19 protein-coding genes are annotated in these 19838 nt (G+C 71.9%); 10 read left to right on the top strand and 9 right to left on the bottom strand.

The annotated features are described in order from the left end of the window. The first annotated feature begins 15 nt into the window (after window positions 1-15). Together HWD93_RS08335 and HWD93_RS08330 are read left to right on the top strand one after the other, a co-directional pair. Complete coding sequence (locus HWD93_RS08335) at window positions 16-273, top strand: hypothetical protein (protein ID WP_229085802.1); 258 nt, start codon at window positions 16-18, stop codon at window positions 271-273. Window positions 274-325: 52 nt separating this feature from the next. After that, the gene (locus tag HWD93_RS08330; protein ID WP_071296545.1) at window positions 326-1831 is read left to right on the top strand and encodes a threonine/serine exporter ThrE family protein; all 1506 of its coding nucleotides are present in this window, start codon (window positions 326-328) and stop codon (window positions 1829-1831) included. Between the two features lie 152 nt (window positions 1832-1983). Here the strand turns inward: HWD93_RS08330 and HWD93_RS08325 are convergent, their stop codons facing one another. Next, a complete protein-coding gene (locus tag HWD93_RS08325) occupies window positions 1984-2658 on the bottom strand; it encodes a TetR/AcrR family transcriptional regulator (RefSeq protein WP_261646553.1) in 675 nt (224 codons plus the stop codon). Window positions 2659-2826: 168 nt separating this feature from the next. Here HWD93_RS08325 and HWD93_RS08320 point away from each other — a divergent pair, with 168 nt between their 5' ends. Beyond that, a complete protein-coding gene (locus HWD93_RS08320) occupies window positions 2827-3150 on the top strand; it encodes a hypothetical protein (protein ID WP_022907826.1) in 324 nt (107 codons plus the stop codon). A 69-nt stretch (window positions 3151-3219) separates the two neighbouring features. On the opposite strand, the gene HWD93_RS08315 is transcribed toward HWD93_RS08320, so the two are convergent. After that, the gene (locus HWD93_RS08315; RefSeq protein ID WP_071296596.1) at window positions 3220-4131 is read right to left on the bottom strand and encodes an SDR family oxidoreductase; all 912 of its coding nucleotides are present in this window, start codon (window positions 4129-4131) and stop codon (window positions 3220-3222) included. A 194-nt stretch (window positions 4132-4325) separates the two neighbouring features. Here HWD93_RS08315 and HWD93_RS08310 point away from each other — a divergent pair, with 194 nt between their 5' ends. After that, on the top strand, window positions 4326-5129 hold the full coding sequence (locus tag HWD93_RS08310; protein ID WP_261646552.1) for a hypothetical protein: 804 nt from the start codon (window positions 4326-4328) through the stop codon (window positions 5127-5129). 9 nt (window positions 5130-5138) lie between these two features. Here HWD93_RS08310 and HWD93_RS08305 read toward each other — a convergent pair whose 3' ends face one another. Continuing rightward, on the bottom strand, window positions 5139-5921 hold the full coding sequence (locus HWD93_RS08305) for an endonuclease/exonuclease/phosphatase family protein (RefSeq protein ID WP_261646551.1): 783 nt from the start codon (window positions 5919-5921) through the stop codon (window positions 5139-5141). A gap of 25 nt (window positions 5922-5946) precedes the next feature. After that, the gene (locus HWD93_RS08300; RefSeq protein WP_261646550.1) at window positions 5947-6507 is read right to left on the bottom strand and encodes a sigma-70 family RNA polymerase sigma factor; all 561 of its coding nucleotides are present in this window, start codon (window positions 6505-6507) and stop codon (window positions 5947-5949) included. 48 nt (window positions 6508-6555) lie between these two features. Here HWD93_RS08300 and HWD93_RS08295 point away from each other — a divergent pair, with 48 nt between their 5' ends. Next, on the top strand, window positions 6556-7197 hold the full coding sequence (locus tag HWD93_RS08295) for a TetR/AcrR family transcriptional regulator (protein WP_261646549.1): 642 nt from the start codon (window positions 6556-6558) through the stop codon (window positions 7195-7197). On the opposite strand, the gene HWD93_RS08290 is transcribed toward HWD93_RS08295, so the two are convergent. Beyond that, window positions 7190-8725 carry an LCP family protein gene (locus tag HWD93_RS08290; RefSeq protein WP_261646548.1) on the bottom strand — a complete coding sequence of 512 codons (1536 nt, stop codon included), beginning with the start codon at window positions 8723-8725 and terminating at the stop codon, window positions 7190-7192. The genes HWD93_RS08295 and HWD93_RS08290 overlap by 8 nt on opposite strands. A gap of 138 nt (window positions 8726-8863) precedes the next feature. Beyond that, window positions 8864-10210 carry an MFS transporter gene (locus HWD93_RS08285; protein WP_083295113.1) on the bottom strand — a complete coding sequence of 449 codons (1347 nt, stop codon included), beginning with the start codon at window positions 10208-10210 and terminating at the stop codon, window positions 8864-8866. Between the two features lie 78 nt (window positions 10211-10288). On the opposite strand from HWD93_RS08285, the gene HWD93_RS08280 reads away from it, so the two are divergent. From HWD93_RS08280 to HWD93_RS08270, 3 genes are read left to right on the top strand one after another with little or no spacing between them, the layout of a single operon-like run. Continuing rightward, window positions 10289-12565 (top strand): FAD-dependent oxidoreductase, encoded by a 2277-nt coding sequence (locus tag HWD93_RS08280; protein ID WP_374115152.1) that lies wholly within the window; start codon window positions 10289-10291, stop codon window positions 12563-12565. A 45-nt stretch (window positions 12566-12610) separates the two neighbouring features. Beyond that, window positions 12611-14017, top strand: coding sequence for a hypothetical protein (locus HWD93_RS08275; protein ID WP_261646546.1), 1407 nt, complete (start codon window positions 12611-12613; stop codon window positions 14015-14017). A 26-nt stretch (window positions 14018-14043) separates the two neighbouring features. After that, window positions 14044-14820, top strand: a complete 777-nt coding sequence (locus HWD93_RS08270) for an IclR family transcriptional regulator (RefSeq protein ID WP_070417242.1) — start codon at window positions 14044-14046, stop codon at window positions 14818-14820. Between the two features lie 93 nt (window positions 14821-14913). Here the strand turns inward: HWD93_RS08270 and HWD93_RS08265 are convergent, their stop codons facing one another. After that, window positions 14914-15564: a GntR family transcriptional regulator gene (locus HWD93_RS08265; protein ID WP_083295114.1), complete on the bottom strand. Its 651-nt coding sequence runs from the start codon at window positions 15562-15564 to the stop codon at window positions 14914-14916. A 12-nt stretch (window positions 15565-15576) separates the two neighbouring features. Beyond that, window positions 15577-17703, bottom strand: a complete 2127-nt coding sequence (locus HWD93_RS08260) for an efflux RND transporter permease subunit (protein WP_261646545.1) — start codon at window positions 17701-17703, stop codon at window positions 15577-15579. 76 nt (window positions 17704-17779) lie between these two features. Here HWD93_RS08260 and HWD93_RS08255 point away from each other — a divergent pair, with 76 nt between their 5' ends. Next, window positions 17780-18202 (top strand): MarR family winged helix-turn-helix transcriptional regulator, encoded by a 423-nt coding sequence (locus tag HWD93_RS08255; RefSeq protein ID WP_261646544.1) that lies wholly within the window; start codon window positions 17780-17782, stop codon window positions 18200-18202. A gap of 63 nt (window positions 18203-18265) precedes the next feature. Beyond that, on the top strand, window positions 18266-19480 hold the full coding sequence (locus tag HWD93_RS08250) for an LCP family protein (RefSeq protein WP_261646543.1): 1215 nt from the start codon (window positions 18266-18268) through the stop codon (window positions 19478-19480). A 64-nt stretch (window positions 19481-19544) separates the two neighbouring features. Here the strand turns inward: HWD93_RS08250 and HWD93_RS08245 are convergent. Then, on the bottom strand, window positions 19545-19838 hold a 294-nt coding region (locus HWD93_RS08245; protein ID WP_261646542.1), incomplete at its 5' end, for a LysM peptidoglycan-binding domain-containing protein.

Raw genomic sequence — 19838 nt, 5'->3', positions numbered from 1 at the left:
CATACGCTGGCGGACGTGATCCGACGTCTCTTCGCCACCCCGACCGGCATCGTTTTCTGGGCGGGACTCGTCGCCGTGGTCGCGGGACTCGTGGTCGCGGCCTCCGCGCCGCCGGCCGCGTTCGGGTGGTTCGCGTACGCCCCACTGTCGGACTACGCCTTCGTCGCGGGGACCAACTCGTGGCAGCGGGTCGTCGGGCAGCTGCTCGTCGTCGTGGGCGCCGTGGTCGCCGCGTTCGCCGCCGGTCGGCTGAGCGTCCGTCGCCCGCGCTGAGGCGTTCAGCGCGCGTCCGGACTCGGCGGAGCGCGCCTGGCACGATGGCGTGATGGCCGAGCAGTCCCTCCCCGGAGCCAGACCCGGGCGTCCACCACGGCCACGCGTCCGGAGCCTCGCGCAGCACGACATCCGCGACGCCCGGGCACGCCTCCGCGGCACCATCTACGAAGAGGTCGTCCCCGACACCCGACCGCTCGAGCAGTACTCGCCGGTGCAGATCGTGGACTTCTGCCTCGACCTCGCCGAGGTGATGCTCGCGTCCGGTGCGGACACACGCAGCGTCGAGACGGCCGTCGTCGCGGTCTCGACGAAGTGGAACCTCGCGCCGCTCGACCTCGACTTCTCCGGCAGCTCGGTGACGATCCAGTACGCACCGGCCGACCACCCGCCGCTCGTGAAGGTCCGCACGGTGCAGTCCGACGGATCCGACCTCGACCGCCTGGCGCGGGCGAACCAGATCGTCGACGACCTCGTCCACGACGAGCGGGACATGACCTCCGCCGTGAGCGCCCTGGTCGCGGTGCTCCGGCTCCCGCCGCGCTGGCCGCGGTGGACGGCCGACGTGGGGCTGTCGATCCTCGGCATCTCGATCGCGATGCAGGCCGGCGGCGGTTGGCGTGCCGGACTCGGCGCCTTCGTGCTCATGCTCGGGATCATCGTCTCGGGCCGGTGGCTGACCGGCCGGGGCTTCCCGCAGTTCTTCGTCTCCGGTGCGCAGGGTGCGGTGGCGTCGGCGATCGGCACCCTCGCGATCTGGGCGGGTGTGCTGCACCCGGGGCAGGCGGCGACGATGGTGGCCGCGCTCGTGGTGCTCCTGCTCCCGCACCCGTCGCTCGTCACCTGGGCGCAGGACGCGATCTCGGGGTTCCGGGCGATGGCAGTGGCCCGGGCGTTCTACATCGGGCTCGTCATCGCCGCGATCGTGGTCGGGGTGCCCGCGGGCATCGCCGTGACGAAGTGGCTCCGGATCGAGGTCGACCCGTCCGGCATCGTCACGCAGACGCTGCCGCTGTGGGCGTCACTGCTGCTCACCGTGGTGTCGGCCGCGGCGAACTGCTTCGTGCAGCAGGCCAGCGCGCGGGTGATCCCGGTCGCGGTGGTCTTCTCGGTCGCCGCCGGTGCCGCGCTGCGGGGCCTCCGGGAGCTCGGCATCCCGTTGCTCGGTGCGACGTTCCTCGCCGCCGTGCTGCTGGGCGTCCTCGCGACGATCGCGGCCGCGCGGATGCGGACGGCGGTGGCGGCGATCTCCGTGCCGGCGTTCTGCGGCGCCCTGCTGCCCGGTGTCGCGGTGTCGAACGCGCTGCTCAACTTCATGTCCGGGTCGTCGAGTGCCGCGCTGGACTTCGTCGCGGCGGTCTCGGTCGCGCTGGCGATCGGGGCGGGGCTGGTCCTCGGCGGCCTCGTGGCGACGCCGGGGGCACGGCGGGCGCTCCGGCGGTCCCGACGGGTGGTCGTGCACTCCGTGCACAACGACACGACGGCCATCAAGGTCATCCGTGACTCGGGCTACGACCCCGGCAACGGCTCGGTGCCGCGGGGGCCGCGCCCGCGCTGACGGGCTGGCGCCGGCGCCGCGCCGGCCGGCGAGCCGGCCAGCCGACGACTTCACGGGCTGGGCGACATCTCACGGGCCGCGACGCGCGTGAAGTGTCGCCCAGCCCGTGAGAACGCGCACCGCCGCGTGACGCTGCGCACCGCCGCGCGGCGTCAGAGCTCCCAGCCGCCGTCGCTCCACGTCGAGAGCCGCCGGGCCGCCTGCGGCTCGTACCGCTCCATCCAGCCCCGCTCGAGCCGCGCGACGGCCCGGTCGAACGCCGGCACGAGGTCGAGGTCCGACCGCAGCAACGCCTGCAACTGGAGTCCCTCGTACAGGGCGATGAGCTGCTCGGCCCCTCGGCGCGGGTCCATCGTGTGCGGCGCCCGACCGACCGCGATGTCGTGCTCGAGGCCACGCTTGATCTGCGCGTAGAAGAGCTGGTAGCGCGACCGGAGGTACGACGCCATGGGGTGCTGCGGGTTGCCCGCGACCGAGAGCAGCGCCACGAGGAGCCGCATGAGCGCCGGGTCCTCGGCGTTCGACGCGACGATCCCGCGCAGGAGCTGCACGGTCGAGCCGTCCCCGACCTCGCGCGCGACCTCGTCCATGCGGCCGCCGTTCCACCGGTCGACGGCGGCGAGCACGAGTCCGTCCCACGAGGGGAAGTGCTGCCGGAGCTCCTCGACGGTGATCCCCAGTCGCTGGGCGACGAGTCCCGCGTCGGCCTCGTGGAAGGGCACGTCCCGCAGCAGGTCGACGGTCGCCCCCACGATCGTGATCCGCAGGTGCAGGGTCGCGGCCGCGGCGGCTGCCGCCTGCGTGTCCGCGCTGGTGTGTTCGAGCATCGTGCCCTCCGTCGGTCCCCGGACGTCCTGTCCGTGTCGCCCCTGGGGGCAGGTCCATCCAAACGGAGATCGGGGGACACCAGAATCCCCGGTCCGGGTGTCGGCATGTCGGGGGACAAGCGATGCGGTTCGCAGCGCGTTCGCGGTCATCCGTGTGACGATGCCGTCATGACCCCGAACGACCCCACCGCGCAGGGACTGGCGACCATGGCCTCGGCCGGCTTCGAGTTCGGCGGCGACCCGGATCAGGTCGCCCACGACGTCCGGACCATGTGGGAGCAACTCGGGCGGCCGACCGGCGCGTTCGACGCCGCGGCCCGGGCGATCGCCGCGCTCCCGCAGCGCCCCGAGGTCCCGATCGCCGACCAGGCCCGGCGCCGCGCGTTCGAACGGGCCGTCGGCATCAACCCGGTCGAGGTCGAGCTGGCCGCGGCGCTGTCCGCGCGCGAACTGCTCGAGCGTCTGGCGCGCACCTGCACCGCGCCCTGCTGACGACCGATTGACGGACGGGAGGGACGGTGCCAGCTGGCACCGTCCCTCCCGTCCTTCCGCAGGTCGCGACTACGGCGTCGGCATGCCCCCGTCGACGTGGAGCGTCTCACCCACGACGTACGACGACTCGCCGCTCGCCAGGAAGACGTACGCCGGCGCGAGCTCGGCCGGCTGACCCCAGCGGCCGAGGTAGGTCTGCTCACCGGCGGACGGCAGGGCCTCCGGCGGCTGGCCACCGGCGGGCTGGAGCGGGGTCCAGATCGGCCCCGGTGCGACGGCGTTCACGCGGATGCCCTTCGGCGCGAGCTGCGCGGCGAGGCCCTTCGCGAGGTTGTTCACGGTCGACTTCGTCGCCGCGTAGTGCACCAGGTGCGGCGACGGCGCGTACGCCTGGATCGAGGTCGTGTTGATGATGGTCGATCCCGGCTGCAGGTGCGGCACGGCCGCCTTCGTGATCCGGAACGTCGCGTAGACGTTGGTCTTGAACGTCTCGTCGAACTCCTCGTCCGAGATGTCCTCGATCGAGGACACGTTCTGCTGCTTGCCCGCGTTGTTCACGAGGATGTCGAGCCCGCCGAGCTGCTCGACGGCGTCCGCGACGAGCTGCTCGCAGGTCGCGAGCGAGGTGATGTCACCGGGCAGGGCGACGGCCTTGCGACCGGCGGCCTCGACGAGGGCGATGATCCGGTCGGCGTCCTCCTGCTCCTCGGGGAGGTACGAGATCGCGACGTCGGCACCCTCTCGTGCGTAGGCGATCGCGACGGCGGCCCCGATGCCCGAGTCACCGCCGGTGATGAGCGCCTTGCGGCCGGTGAGTCGACCGGAGCCGCGGTAGGTGTCCTCGCCGTGGTCGGCCGGGACGTTCTCCGCCATCTCCTCGTCCGTGCCGGCACCCTCGAGGTACTGCTCGTCGGGCTTCTTGTCGGCGTACATCTTCGTCGGGTCCTGCATGCTGTACTGGTCGATCTGCTGGTCCGTCATGCCGCCGACGGTACGCACGCGGCACCCCCGCACCGTCCAGGAGGCTGTCCCCCGTTCGGCCGACAGGCCCCCGTCGGCGGGGCTTGCCGAGGGCATGTGACGCGTCACCGACGAATGTCACGGTCCGGTGACGACCAGGCTCCGATTCGGTAACACCCGTCGTCCAGACGGGTCGGGCGTCGTACCGTCGAGTGGTGACCTTCCGGACCGTGCTGGCGTTGAGCGCCGCCGTGCTCGCCTTCTCGGCCGGCACGGTCGCCGTCGACGGCACGGTCGGGACCGGGGTCGCAGCGACCCCCGCGAGTGCGGCCGAGCTCGGACCGGACCCGGTGCACCACGAGCCCGTCCGGGTCACGAACGCGAAGCTCAAGCGGGTCGACTCGATCGAGCTCGACGCCGAATCGCTCGTGTTCCGGCGCGGCGACAAGACCGTGACCGAGGCGTCGATGCGCGACTCCCGCACGACGGTCAGCCTGCTGAACCGCCTGCTCGGCACCGCGTCGCGCACGCAGACGGCCGAGGGCGACGGCGGCGCGTGCTTCCCCGCCGGGACGACCTACACGTGGGGCGGGGCGGTCCGCGTGGCTGCCCTGACGTCCCCCGCCGCTGCCGGCAACGCGGTGGAGATCCGCGTCCTGCGCGAGACGGTGCGGTCCCGCTTCGGCGGCGACGTCGAACTGACCGGACCCGACGGTGTCCAGGTGGGCGACGACATCCGCACGGCGATCCGGGACGCCCCGAAGTCCGACCGGATGTCGTTCGGCTCCGCGGACGCCCGCGCGTTCCAGCTCCTGCTCGAGCCCGGGTGGGCCCCGCAGCACGACGCCGCGAGCCCGCCCGACAGCCGCGGCACGGGCACCGAGACGGACACGAGCACGCCGTCCGACACGGACACGGAGTCCGCTGCCGGGACGAACGGCGTCTCCGCCCTGACCGACGACACCACGGTCACGGTGCTCGGGTCGCCGATGCCGGTGCACGCCAAGCGCACCTGCTGACCGGCCCGGTCAGACCCGCAGCGTCGCCACCACCGGGAAGTGGTCGCTCGCGAACCACGTCTCCGGGCCGTCGTGGTCGATGACGACGCGGTCGACGCCGGCGATCCCCCGGGTGAACACCCAGTCGATGCGCTCCCCGGAGTCGACCGGCGGCTGCCAGTCGTTGAAGGTCGCCGTCCGGTCCGCCGGGTCGCCACCGACCAGCCAGGCGTCCTCGAACCCGGCCTCGACGAGCACCCGCGACGCAGGCCCCGCCCCGGCCGGCTCGTTGCAGTCCCCCGCCACGATGACCGGGCCGTCCGCCGTGCTGAGGCGTTCGACGATGAGCGCCGCGCTCCGCGCCCGGACGTCGTCCCCGTGCGGTCCGACCTCGTGGTCGAGGTGCGTCGTCAGGAGCGTGAACGCCTCGCCCTCGGCGTCGAGGAACCGCGCGTGGTTCGCCACTCGGGGGAACAGGCTCCCCCAGGTGTTCGACACGGGCTCGTCCGGGGTGTCCGAGAGCCAGAAGGCGCCCTCGTCGATCGGCCGGAGTCGGCAGCGACGGAAGAAGACGGCCGCGTGCTCACCGGCCGTGCCGCCCTCGCGCCCCTGGCCGACGTCGCCGTGGTCGGGCAGACCGGCGCGGAGGTCGTCCAGCTGGTGCGCGAAGGCCTCCTGGACGCACACGAGGTCGGGGTCGTGCCGCCGGACCACGTCGAGCAGGACCGGCAACCGGGCGGGCCAGTCGTGGGCCGGATCCGGGTTCTTGACGTTGTAGGTCATCAGGGTGATCGGACGCGCTGCGTTGCTCACCCGTCGAACCTACCGACGGGCGCGCTCAGGGCACCATGACCCGCCGCAGTGCGATGACCCCATCGCGCGCCCGGGTCTTGGCGGTGCCGACCGGGACCCCGAGCCGCGCGGCGACCTCGGGCCCGGTCAGCCCCACCAGGTGCCGGAGGACGACGGCGTCGCGCTGGCGCCCGGGGAGCGCGGCGACGGCGCGGCGGAGCTCGGCACGGTCGAGGACGCTCTCGGCCCGTTCCACGCTCGAGTGGTCCACGAGGTCGGCGTCCCTGGTGCCGATCCGCAGGTCGCGGTCGCGGTCCGCCCGGCTCTTCCGGACCCGGTCGATCGCCCGGCGCTGCGCGATCGTGCGGATCCACGCGATGGCCGAGTGCGCCGGGTCGAACCGGTCGGCGATCTGCCAGATCTCGAGGAAGACGTCCTGCACGACCTCTTCCGCCTGCCACGCATCGACGAGCTGGTGGCGGACGTACCGCTCGACGAGCGGTCGGAAGCGGTCGTGCAGCCGGGTGAAGGCCGCCCGGTCACCGGCGGCCGCTGCGATGAGGAGCATGCGTTCTTCGTCGCGCTTGGCGAGGAGTTCGTCGTTCACGACTCGAATGTCACATACTGCAAATGTACTCGCAAGTACACTCTGAGCATGCGCCCCGAACACACCCCGAAGACCCTTCGACGCACGACGTCCAAAGGACTGGCGACCCGGAGCCGGATCGTCGCCGCCGCGGCCGACCTGATGCTGACGCGCGGCATCTCGGGGACGACGCTCGACGACATCGGCGCCGCCGCCACGGTCGGACGGTCGCAGATGTACCACTACTTCGCCGACAAGCAGGAGCTCGTGCGCGACGTCGTCCGGCAGCAGACCGACGCGATCATCGCGCACCAGGGGCCGGACTACGGCGACCTCACCACGTGGGACGCCTGGCAGCGGTGGCGGGACCGGACGGTCGCAGACGCCGAGGCCGGCGGCTGCGTGGGCGGCTGTCCGCTCGGGTCCCTCGGGACCGAGGTCGCCGAGCGTGACGTCGACACCCGCGACCTCGTCGCCGCCGGCTTCGCCCGCTGGGAGCAGGGGTTCCACGACGGCATCCGCACGATGCGCGAACGCGGGCTGCTCGGACCGGACGCCGACCCCGCCGCGCTGGCGACGACCGTGATGGTGGCGCTGCAGGGCGGCCTGCTCCTGGCGCAGGTCCAGCGGGACGTCCGCCCGCTCGCGATCGGGCTCGACACCGCGATCACGACCATCCGCCGGCACGCGACCGGCTCCGGCGTCAGTTGATGCAGACGCCTGCCTTGCCGTAGCTCTTCACGTCGGTCGACGACGGCTTCGGCTCGGGCGCGGCGGGCTTCGAGGCCGCGGGCTTCGAAGCCGCGGCGCCGGAACCGGTCGAACCGGCATCGGACGAACCGGAGCCGGCTGCGGGGCTCGAGGCGGTCCCACCGGCAGCGGCGACCGGGGTCACCGTCTTGCCGTCCGACCCGAGCACCAGCGTCACGCCGGTGACCGCGTTCGTCCGCACCGCGACGGCACCGGGCACGACGGCCGCGACCGCCTTCGCCTGCTTCTCCATGCCGGCCGGGTACTGCACCTGGGTCGTCTTCGTCAGGTCGGAGGACCCGGGTGCACCGACCTGGAAGCCGCGCGCGGTGAGGACGGTCCCGGCGGCTCCTGCGGCACCCGTGACACCGCTGCCGTTCAGCACGGTGACCGAGGTGCTCGCCGGCTGGGCGCGCCCGGCCTTGCTGTACTCCGCGGGCTCACCGACGAGACCCTGCACGAAGGCCGGCAGCCCGACCGTGTCGACCTCGACGATCGACAGCGGCGAGCCGTTGACGGTGATCGTCGGGGTACCGAGCGTGGGGATCGTCGCCGACTGGATGTTGCCCGGGCGCAGGTTCCGCATCTGGGTCGCCAGGTTGACCAGGTCGGTGTCGGTCTGGATCGAGCCGCCGACCGCCTTGAGGATGTTGCCCATCTTGATCGGGTTGAGCAGCGTCCCCGCGGAGAGCACCTTGCGGGCTTCCTGCGAGAGGAAGTACTGCTGCCGGACGTTGCGGTCGAGGTCCCCGTTGGGCAGCCCGTGCCGCTGTCGGACGAAGGACAGCGCCTGCTTCGCGTCGAGGGTGGACTTGCCCTTCGGCAGGTTCACGCCCGAGTACGGGTCGTTGACGGCGTTGTTGAGGCAGACGTCGACCGGCCCGAGCTCCTTGACCACCTGGTAGAAGCCGAGCAGGGAGACGCGCACGTAGTGGTCGATCGTCAGGCCGCTGAGGTTCTGGATCGTCTTGATGAGCAGCTTCGCGCCCCCGGTGTCCCCGCCGCCGTTGAGGGTGCCGAAGTAGAACGCGCTGTTGAGCTTGCCCTTGCCGACACCCGGGATGTCGACGTACGAGTCGCGCGGGAACGAGATCATCGTCGCCTGCGAGCCGTCCTCGTTGATGTGCAGGACGATCATCGTGTCGGTGTTCGTCGCACCGCCGTCCGACTCGGTGCTGAGCTCCGCCATCTCCTCCGGCGTCGCGTTGTCCGGGCGGTGGTCGTCGCCGACCAGCAGGATGTTCTGCGCCTGGCCGTCGACGTCGTCCTTCGTCGCAGTGCTCCCGGTGATCGCGTTGATCTTGGTGACGCCGTTCGACAGCGATCCGTAGGCGTACGCGGCGTAGCCGCCGCCGAGCAGGAGGGCCATGGTGAGCACGCCCGCGACGGCGGGGAGGACCACCCCGCCACGTCGCTTCTGGCGGCCGTGCCGCGGTGGCGTGAAGCCGCGGCGGCCACGACCGGTCGTCTGCTCGGGCTCGTTCGTCACCCGGAAACCATAACGGGCGTGTGTGCCGACAACATCAAACCGTCCTGGCAGGTCGCCGCGATCCCGCCGTGACCGACCGGCGGACGGGAGGCGCGGTGCCAGCTGGCACCGCGCCTCCCGTCCGTGTTCGGTCGCGTCTCAGGACGCGAGCTTGCCCTTGTTGGTCTCCCGCGCCCGCAGCACCGTGATCCCGGTGATCGCCGCGGCCGCCATCACGTAGAACGCCGGCGCGAACGTGTTGCCCGTCGCCGTGATCAGCCAGGTGGCGAAGTACGGCGTGATCCCGCCGAAGAGCGCGACGCTGATGTTGTACGCGATGCCCATCGACCCGTAGCGGATCGCGGTCGGGAAGAGCTCGGCCATCGCAGCGCTCACCGCACCGTCGAAGGCCGCCATGAACAGCCCGAGGAGCACCATCGCGCCGGCGGCGGCCCAGAAGTTGCCGGCGTTCATGAGCATGAGCGTCGGGTAGGTGAGCACGAGGAAGCCGCCGCAGCCGGCGAGCATCACGGGCTTCCGGCCGATCTTGTCCGAGAGCAGGCCGAAGAACGGCACGAGTCCGGCGATCACGATGAACCCGATGACGACCACGCCGTACGACACGAGCGGCGAGTAGCCGAGGTCGGCCTGCAGGTACGACGGCATGAACGTCTGCAGGATCCAGTGCCCGACGGCCTTGAGGACGACGAACCCGACGCAGAAGAGCAGTGCCTTCCACCCGGTGCGGAGCGATCGCCGGAGCGGGTTCTTCGCGAGGTCGCCCTTGGCCTTGAGCGCGCGGAACTCCGGGGTGTCCTCGAGCTTCGAGCGGAGGTAGAGCCCGACGAGCCCGAGCGGCAGCGCGATGAGGAACAGCACGCGCCAGCCCCACGACTCGAGGGCGCCGTCGCCCGCGATCGCCGTGAACAGGAAGACCAGTCCGCCACCCACGATGAACGCCGCGAAGCCGAAGACGTCGATGAAGCTCGTGACGAAGCCGCGTCGGTTCGAGGGCGCGGACTCGGCGAGGAGCGTGGTCGCCCCCGCTCCCTCACCGCCGGCGGCGAAGCCCTGCACGAGCCGCACCACGACGAGGAGGATCGGCGCCAGCAGCCCGACGCTCTGGTACGTCGGCAGGATGCCCATCACCGCGGTCGCGCCGCTCGTGATGAGGATGACCGTCGCGAGGGTCGTCTTCCGCCCCACCCGGTCGCCGAGCGAACCCCAGAAGAGTCCACCGAGCGGACGCATCACGAACCCGGCACCGAACACGGCGAAGGCCGAGAGCAGCGCGACCTGCGGGTCCCCCTGCTTGAAGAAGTACAGCGAGATGACCGTCGCCAGGGTGCCGTAGAGGCCGAAGTCGAACCACTCCACGAAGTGGCCGACGCCGGCCGCCACGATCACCTTCCGCATGCTCCGGCGGCGGGCGTCGTCGCCGAACACGTCCGGGACGGGGGCGTTGGCGGCGTCGGCGCTGGTGCGCGTCTGGGTTCCGTCGCTCATGGGGAGACCTCACACTTCGTTGTCGAGAGTTGGTTGACGATAGCACTCGCCGGGCACACTTTGCCACACAGTGGGAAAGTGTCGCCAGCAAGTGATACCGTCGCCGCCATGCAGTCCCGTGAACAGCACCACGACGTCGTGGTCGTCGGAGGTGGCCTCGCCGGTGTGAGCGCCGCCGTCGCCGCCGCCCGCCTCGGCTCCAGCGTCGCCCTCGTCACCAACCGCCCGGTCCTCGGCGGGAACTCCTCGAGCGAGATCCGCGTGTGGGTCGTCGGCGCCACAGCCCACGGCACGCAGCGGTTCGCCCGCGAGACCGGGATCATGGGCGAGCTGTTCCTCGAGAACCAGTACCGGAACCCGCAGGGCAACGCGATCTACTGGGACCAGGTCGTGCTCGACCTCGTGCGCGCCGAGCCGAACGTCCACCTGCACCTCAACACCGACGTGCGGACCGTGACGACGGTGGATGACGAGACCGGCGCACCGCGCATCGCGTCCGTCACCGGCTGGACGATGGGCTCCGAGATCGAGACGACGTTCACCGCCCCGGTGTTCCTCGACTGCACGGGAGACGGGCTCGTCGGTGCCCTGGCCGGGGCGTCGTACCGGATCGGGCGCGAGGGCCGCGACGAACACGGCGAGGAGTGGGCGCCCGAACAGCCGGACGACGAACTGCTCGGCAGCTCGATCTTCTTCTCCACGCACGACACCGGCCGCCCGGAGAAGTTCGTGCCGCCGTCGATCGCGAAGGACCTCAGCACGACGCCGATCCTGGCGAACCGGGCGATCAAGACCGGGGACAACGGCTGCAACTACTGGTGGATCGAGTGGGGCGGCGAGCTCGACACCGTCACCGAGAACGAACGGATCCGCGACGAGCTGTGGGGCGTCGTCTACGGCATCTGGGACCACATCAAGAACTCCGGCGCGTTCGACGCCGACTCGCTCACCCTCGACTGGGTCGGCGCGATCCCGGGCAAGCGGGAGTACCGACGGTTCGTGGGCGACCACACCCTCACCCAGCAGGACCTCCTCTCGCAGCGGACCTTCCCGGACACGGTCGCGTTCGGCGGGTGGTCGATCGACCTGCACCCGGTCGAGGGCGTCTACGCCGAGACGGCCGGAGCGCAGCAGCGGTACACGGACGGCACGTACGACATCCCGTTCCGCTCCCTCTACTCGGCGGACGTCGCCAACCTGCTCTTCGCCGGCCGGAACATCTCCGCGTCGCACGTCGCGTTCGGGTCGACCCGCGTGATGGCCACCTGCGCCACCCAGGGCCAGGCCGCCGGGACCGCCGCGCACCTCGCCGCCCGCCACGGCGTCACGCCGCGAGAGCTCGGCACCGACCACGTCGCGATGCTGCAGCAGACGCTCCTCCGCGAGGACGCGCCGCTCATCGGCGTCCGGGCCCACGACGGGGCGGACCTCGCCCAGCGCGCCCGGATCAGCGCGAGCAGCGAACTCGTCCGGCTCGACACCACCCCGTGGGCGACCGAGGACACCTTCGCGCTCGACCGCGACGCGGCGCTGGTCGTGCCGGTCGACCCCGTGCTCGGTTCCGTCGCGTTCCGGACCGTCGCCGACCACGACACCGACGTCACGATCGAGCTCTGGACCACGGGCCGGCCGCAGAACTACGCCCCGATCGCGCACGTCTCGACGCACACCGCGCGCGTCCCCGCCGGGGCGGGCGAGGCGGTCGTCGACCTCGGGTTCCGGCCGGACGAGCCGTGCAACGCCGTGGTCGTGGTCCGCCGGACCCCCGGCGTGCGCCTGGTCCTCACCGACGGGCACCCGTACGGCGTCCTCGCGCTCCGCGCCCGCACGGCCGACGACGAGCAGTTCGACGACCACATCCCCGAGGAGGCCGACCAGCCGGTCACCGACTGGGAGGCGCGGGCCCTGCGCGGACGCTCCTTCGCGTTCACCGCAGCCGACGCGTCGGACGCGTGGCGCGCCTCCCGGGTCGCCGACGGTTACCAGCGCCCGTTCGGCGGACCGCACCTGTGGTCGTCGGAGCCGGACGACGGCGCGGCGACCCTCACCCTCGACTGGGCGGAGCCCGTCGACGTCCGCGAGGTCCGCATCGTCTGGAACGACGACGTCGACGCCGACCTCATCAACCTGCACCACCACCGCACGCCGTGGGACGCGGTCCCGACCCTGGCCCGCGACTACCGGATCGAGGCGTGCGTCGACGGATCGTGGCAGGGACTCGCGACCGTCACCGACAACCGGCACCGGCACCGCGTGCACGACGTCGCGCCGACGCGGACCGCCTCGCTCCGCGTCGTCGTGACCGCCACGAACGGTTCACCGTTCGCGTCGGCGAGCGCCGTGAAGGTCTACTGACCCACCGCACCACCCGCAGCACCACCACGATCAAGGGAGATCGCCATGCGCCTGCGCGCACTGACCATCGCGACGGCCGTCGCACTGTCGCTCACCACCGTCGGGGTCGTCGGGCCGCCGGCCGTCGCGTCCGGCACCGCGGTCGCCGCCGGCACCGCGAGCATCCAGGCGAACCCGGGGAACCCGACGTCGCCCACCGCCACCGCGCACACGGTGTCGGTCAACGGGACCGCCGTGCCGGTCAAGGCCGAGTCCGTGAGCGGCACCTCGCACGACGTCGCGATGTTCGCGAAGGGGACGGGTACCGCGACGGTCAGCGTCACGATGCCCGGCCTCGCCGCGTCGGCCACCCCGGTCGTCACGCCCCGGACGCTCGGGATCGCCACGACCCGGGCCGGTGACACCGTGACCTTCACGATCCGCGACGCGCACCCGCTCGTCATCGAGACCCCCGGCGTCCGCGCACTGTTCCTCTTCGTCACGCCGTCGGAGACCGCGGTGCCGTCCGCGTCGGACCCCGACGTGCTGTACTTCGGGCCCGGCGAGCACGATGCCGGCGTGATCCGCCCCGTGTCGGGCCAGACGGTCTACCTCGCGCCGGGTGCCCTCGTGCACGGGCGCATCGACGGCGACGGCGTCACCGGCGTGCACGTGCTCGGGCGCGGGATCCTCGACGCCGGCTCGGACACGTCGCGGACCGACAAGACGATGGCGATCCGCTTCCACGACAGCTCGGACATCACGGTGTCCGGCATCGGCGTCCGCAACGCCCAGTGGTGGCAGACGCTGTACATCCACTCCTCGGGCATCCACGTGTCCTGGCTGAACCTGATGGGCACGCTCATCAACAACGACGGCATCGACACCGACGGTGTGCAGGACATGACCGTCGAGCACAACTTCGTGATGAGCGGTGACGACGGATTCGGCTGGCACGCCCTCGACGCGGCCACGAACGGCGAGCCGGAGACCCGTGGGCTGCACGCGACCGACACCACGTTCTGGAACGTCACCGGCGGCAACCCCGTCCGGTTCGGCTCGTCCATGGAGACCGAGGTCTTCACCGACGTCTCCATCACGCAGTCGTACGTCCTCCGCGCGAAGGAGGTCGCGCTGAAGTTCGACGTCCAGGACTGGGCGACGGTCTCCGACGTCACCGTGGACGGCTTCCACGTGGAGTCGCAGCCGGTCGGCGGGCAGGCCATCGTGCTGCAGGTGCTCAAGGGTCAGTACTCGAACGACACCGGGTACCGCGACGAGCGGGGCACGATCACGGGCATCACGATCCGCGACTTCACCGACGTCACGGCCGACACGGTGACGCTGTCCGGGTGGGACGCGACGCACGGGGTGTCGGACGTCGCCCTCGAGGACGTCGTGCTCGGCGGCGCACCCCTCACCACGGCACAGGTGCGGACGAACCAGTTCGTCAGCGGTGTCACGGTGTCCTGATCGACTCCACGGGACAGAATGGGCGGATGGCCACCACCCCTCCGAACCAGAGCATCGAGCGCGCCGCGGCGGTCCTCGGCGCGCTCGGTGCCGCCGACGGGGCGATGCGCGCCTCCGACATCGCACGGGCGATCGGCCTCGGCACGTCGACGACCGGGCGGCTCCTCGCCACGCTCGAGTCGCTCGAGTACGTGCGACGCGACCCCGAGTCGCAGGGGTACTCCGTCGGGCGGGCCGTCCTCGAGCTCGCCAGCCAGGGGCTCAACCACAACCCCGTCCACCGCGAGAGCCGGGCCGCCGCGCAGGAGCTCGCGCACCGCATCGGCCTCACCGCGAACGTCGGGGTGCAGGACGACGCGGCCTGCATCTACCTCTGCCACTTCGAAGGCTCGCTCGCCCCGAAGTCGCACACCATGATCGGCATGCGGCAGCCGCTGCACGCCTCGGCGCTCGGCAAGGCGCTCATGCTCGACCTGTCTCAGGCCGAGCGGGAGGCGCTGCTCGGCGCGGACCTCGCGCGCTACACGGACCACACGATCACGTCGCACGACGCGCTGACGGCGGACCTCGAGGCCTCCGCGAAGCGCGGCTGGTGCGTCGAGAACCAAGAGGTCGCGCTCGGCCGGTTCTGCATCGCGGCACCGATCCGGAACGCGTCGGGGCGCATCGTCGCGGCGCTGTCGATCTCCGGGCGGGTGACGCAGCTGCGGGACCGCGACACCGCGTCGCTCGCCGAGGACCTCATCGAGGTGGCCGACCGCATCAGCGTCGGCCTCGGCATGATCAGCGCGGTCGCGCACTGACGGCCAGGAGGCGCGGTGCGGGCCCGCACCGCGCCTCCTGGCCGTCAGGTGGTCGCGCCGGACGCGCTCGTCGCGCCGGTCGCACTCGTCGCGTCAGTCGCGCGACGGCAGCAGGTGGATCGCCTCCATGGCGAGCTCGGCGGCGATCGGGTCCTTCGCGACGACGGCGGCCTTGAGCTTCTCGAGCTCCGGCAGCACGACCTCGGCCGGCACCAGCTCGGCCAGCTCCGGCACCCGCAGCTTGAACGCGAGCCCGTCCGTCGTCGCCTTGCAGAGCTGCTCGAGCGACGGGTTGCCGCAGTGGTCGGCCCACATCGCGTAGATGTCCGCGCCGTGCTGGGCGACCTCGCCCTGGTGCCGGGCCTCGACCTGCGCCGTGACGTCGTCGAGGGTCTTCACGACCTTCTTGCGCTGCGCGTCCGTGAAGCGCGGCGTCGCGAGGCGGGCGACACCGCCGTAGATCACGCCGAGCGTGCGGTAGGCGTCGAGGAGCTCGTCCTTCGTCGGGGCGGCGACGCGGGTGTACCGGTTCGGCGCCATCTCGATGAGTCCGGCTCGGGCGAGCTCGGCGAGGGCTTCACGGATGGGGGTGCGGGAGACACCGAGCCAGGCGATGAGGTCGTCGTCGTTGAGCCGTTCGCCCGGCTCGAGGGTGCCGTCCATGATCGCGTCCCGGATCTTGTCCTGCACGGTGTCACGGAGGAGCTTCCGCTCGGCGGCGGGCTGCGTCGAAGGAACTGGCATGCGCCCAGCGTGTCACATGTGATGGGCCGGACGCGACAGGCGCGACGGCCACCAGGCCCGGCGCCCGAGGTCGTACGCCAGCGCCGGGACGAGCAGCGAGCGGACCACGATCGTGTCGAGCAGCACACCGAAGGCGACCACGAACGCGATCTGCACGAGGAACAGGATCGGGATCACGCCGAGCGCCGCGAACGTCGCCGCGAGGACGACCCCGGCCGAGGTGATCACGCCGCCCGTCACCCCGAGCCCGCGCAGGACGCCCTCGTGCGGACCGTGCTGCAGGGCCTCCTCGCGCACCCGGGTCATGAGGAAGATGTTGTAGTCCACGCCGAGCGCCACGAGGAACACGAACGAGTACAGCGGGACGCTCGGGTCGGCCCCGGGGAAGTGGAACACGTGGTCGAACACGAGAGCACCGACGCCGAGCGCCGCGGCGAAGGACACGATGACGCTGCCGATGAGCACGAGCGGCGCCACGATGCTCCGGAGCAGCAGCATCAGGATGAGCAGGATGACCGCGAGCACCACGGGGATGATCAGCGTGCGGTCCCGGATGCCGGTGTCGTTCGTGTCGACGGCGGTCGCGGTCGCGCCACCGACGATCGCGCCGGGGTCCACCCGCTCGACCGCCGTGCGGAGGGCACGAACGGTCTGCTCGGCGGCGTCGGAGTCGGCCGGGTCGGACAGGGTGGCCTCGAGGAGGACGTCGCCACGGGAGACGGTCGGGGTCGCACCGGCGGCGCCGCCCTGGTTGCCGCTCGTCGTCACGGGGACGGTGCCGGACGGCGCGTCCTTCGCGGCCGCCACGACGCTGTCCACGCCGTCCACGCCGGTGATCGCGGCGGCGAGCTCGTCGGTCCTCGACGCGGCACCGATGACCTGTGCCGGGCTGCCGGACCCGCCCGGGAAGTGGTCCGCGAGCACGTCCTGACCGTCGCGCGCCTGCGAGCTCCCGATGACCAGGTCGCTCTGCGGGACCCCGTCCGCCTTGAGTCCGACGAGGCCGGTACCCATCGCGAGGAGCCCGACGGTGCACACGATCCAGACGATCCGGGAGCGGCGCGCCACGAGCCGGCCCACCCGTGCCCAGAGCCCGCGGGCGTCGGGCCCGGTGAGGACGGGGTGCGCGCTGCCGTACTTCGGGCGGAGCGGCCAGAACGCCGCGCGCCGGAACGCCAGCAGGAGCGCGGGCAGCAGGGTGAGCGCGGCGAGGAGGCTGAACGCGATGCCGATGGCCGCGACGGGACCGAGTGCCTTGTTCGAGTTGAGGTCGGAGAGCAGCAGGCAGAGCACACCGACGATCACGGTCCCGCCCGAGGCGAGGATCGGCTCGAGGCTCCCCCGCAGGGCGGCCTTCGTCGCGTCCCACCCGGTGCGGTGGTCGCGCAGTGCCTCGCGGAAGCGTGCGGTGTAGAGGAGTGCGTAGTCGGTCGCGGCGCCGATGACGAGGATCGACAGGATCCCCTGCACCTGGCCGTTCACGGTCACGATGTCGGCCTTGGCGAGCCACCACACGACGAGGATCGACGCGCACAGGGCGAACGTCGCGGTACCGAGCACGAGGATCGGCAGGAGCGGTGAGCGGTAGACGATGATGAGGATCACGAAGACCGCGGCGAGCGCCACACCGAGCAGCAGCCCGTCGATGCCCGCGAAGGCCTCGGTGAGGTCGGCGGTGAATCCCGCCGGACCCGTGACGTAGCCCTGCACCCCCGACGGCAGCGCGTCCTCGACGTCGGCGCGGACGGCCTCGACGGCGTCACCGGTGTCCGCGCTCTGGGTCAGTGTGGCGACGATCTCGACCGCGTCCCCGTCCTCGCTCGGGATCACCGGGCTGACGCCCTGCACGTCGTCGCGGTCCCCGAGCCGCTGGGCCAGGCTGGTCGCGGCGCGCTGGTCCGCAGCCGTCAGGCCGCCGTCGCGCTCGAGCACGATGATCGCCGGGGCGCCCGACGCCTGCCGGAACTCGGACGCGCGTTCCTGCACCTTGGTGGCGTCCGCCGATGCCGGCAGGAACGACGTCTGGTCGTTCGTGGAGACCTCGGAGATCTTGCCGAAGAAGGGACCGCCGACGGAGGCGATCGCGAGCCAGACCACGATGACGAGCGCGGGGAGGACGATGCGGAGGAAGCGGGACACGTCCGTGAGCGTACTCCAATCGTCAGCATGCTGATTACTAGAGAGATCGAAGGAACGGGATCCGTAGACTCGGGGCATGGACGATGCCCCCGACGCATGGCCGCTGGGGCGTCTCCTCTCCGCCGCTGCCCGGGCGATCGAACGGGACTGGGACGAGCGTCTGCGTGCGATCGGCCTCCCGCACGCGGCGCTCATCGCGATCGACATCCTCGTGCGGACCGGCCCGACCGGCGCGGACACCCTGGCCCGGACGGCACGCGTGCAGCCGCAGACGATGTCCCGCACGCTCGAGCGCATGGAGCGCGACGGGCTCGTCGAACGCTCGCCGCACCCGGACGACCGGCGACGGCGGATCGTCACCGTGACGGAGCACGGGCGCGAGGCGTGGGAGACCGCCCGGCACATCGAGCGTGACGTCCTGCCGGACGATGCCGCACTGCGGGGCGCCCTGACCCGGCTGCTCGAGAAGCACCGACCGAACCGAACACCTAGCGGTTGATATACCACATACGGTAGACTCGCGGAGTCGGTAGCACGACCGACCCGACCCGCAGGAGACCCGATGTCCGAGCGCCGAGCAGCCCGTCAGGCCGCCGAACGAGCCGAAGCAGCCGATGCGGCCGAACTGGCCGAGGCGGCAGCGCAGGCAGCATCGATCGCCGCCGACGACGCCGGCACCGACGCGGGTACCGACGCCCCCGCACCGCGGGCACCCCGGAGCGGATCGAGCGCCCGCAGGCCCCACAGCAGCGGCTCGAGCCGGAGCGGGAGCCGGGGCAGCAACGGCCGGAAGCGGCGCCGACGCCGCCGGAAGCGCCCGTTCCTCGTCGCCGTCCTCGGCACCGCCGGCTCGCTCGTCGCCGTCGCCACGGTGCTCGCCGTCGTCGCCGGCCTCTTCATCGCGGGCCTCGTCCGCAGCTTCGACGCCGACGTCCTCGCCGACCCGTTCCCGACCGGCGCGCGCCCCGCTCCGACCGAGGGCGCGCAGAACATCCTGCTCATCGGATCGGACTCCCGCCAGGGTGCCGACCCCGACGGCGACCGCGCTGCCGGCGGTCGGTCGGACACCCTGATGCTCGCCCACGTCCCGGCCGACAAGCGGGCCGTGTACCTCATGTCGATCATGCGCGACTCGTGGGTCGAGGTCCCCGGCCACGGCACCGCGAAGATCAACGCGGCGTACTCCTGGGGCGGGGTCCCGCTGACGGTCCAGACGGTCGAACGCCTGCTCGACGTGCGCATCGACCACGTCGCCGAGATCGACTTCGCCGGCTTCTCGGGCATGACCGACGCGCTCGGCGGGGTGACGGTGCAGTCACGGACGGCGTTCTCGGCCCGCGGGCACGAGTTCACCGCCGGCGCGAACCACCTCGACGGCGACGCCGCCCTGGCGTTCGTCCGCGAGCGGTACGCCTTCGCCGACGCCGACCACACCCGTGTGCGGAACCAGCAGGCGTTCATGCGCGGGATCGTCGACGGACTCCTCTCGCGCGACACCCTCACGAACCCCGGGCGCGTGCAGCACTTCGTCCGGGCGACGAGCGAGTACCTGTCGGTGGACGCCGGCCTCACCGCCGGCACGATGGTCGACCTCGGCTGGTCCCTGCGTGACGTCCGGCCGTCGGACCTGCGGACGTTCACGATGCCGACCGCGGGCGGCGGGACCTCGGCGGACGGACAGTCCTACGTCGCGGTGAACACCATCGCCGTTCAGTCGCTGTCCCAGGCGCTCCGATCGAACGACGTCGCCGGGTGGCTGGCCGACAACCCGCAGTAGCCGGACACAGCAGGACGCCCGGTGACCACACGGTCACCGGGCGTCCTGTCGATCGGAGGAACGATCAGGCGGGGAGCTGGAGCTCCTGGCCGGCGTAGATCAGGTTCGCGTCGTCGATGGTCGACGTGTTCGCGGCCCAGAGCTTGTTCCAGCCGCCGTCGATGTGCAGCTTCGTCGCGATGCTGTCGAGGGTCTCGCCCGACACGACCGTGTAGGTCTTGCCGCTCGTCTTGACGGCCGCGGGCTTGCTCGGGGCAGCCGGAGCCGCCTCGGTCGCGGGGGCAGGGGTCGACGGCGCGGCCTGCTGCGGGGCGGCCTGCTGCACCGGCGCCTGCTGCTGCGGGGCAGCCTGCTGGGT

Source organism: Curtobacterium sp. C2H10 (assembly GCF_025407985.1).
GTDB lineage: Bacteria > Actinomycetota > Actinomycetes > Actinomycetales > Microbacteriaceae > Curtobacterium.
Note: the sequence above shows the minus strand (reverse complement) of the source record. Positions and strands in the feature narration are given on the sequence as shown.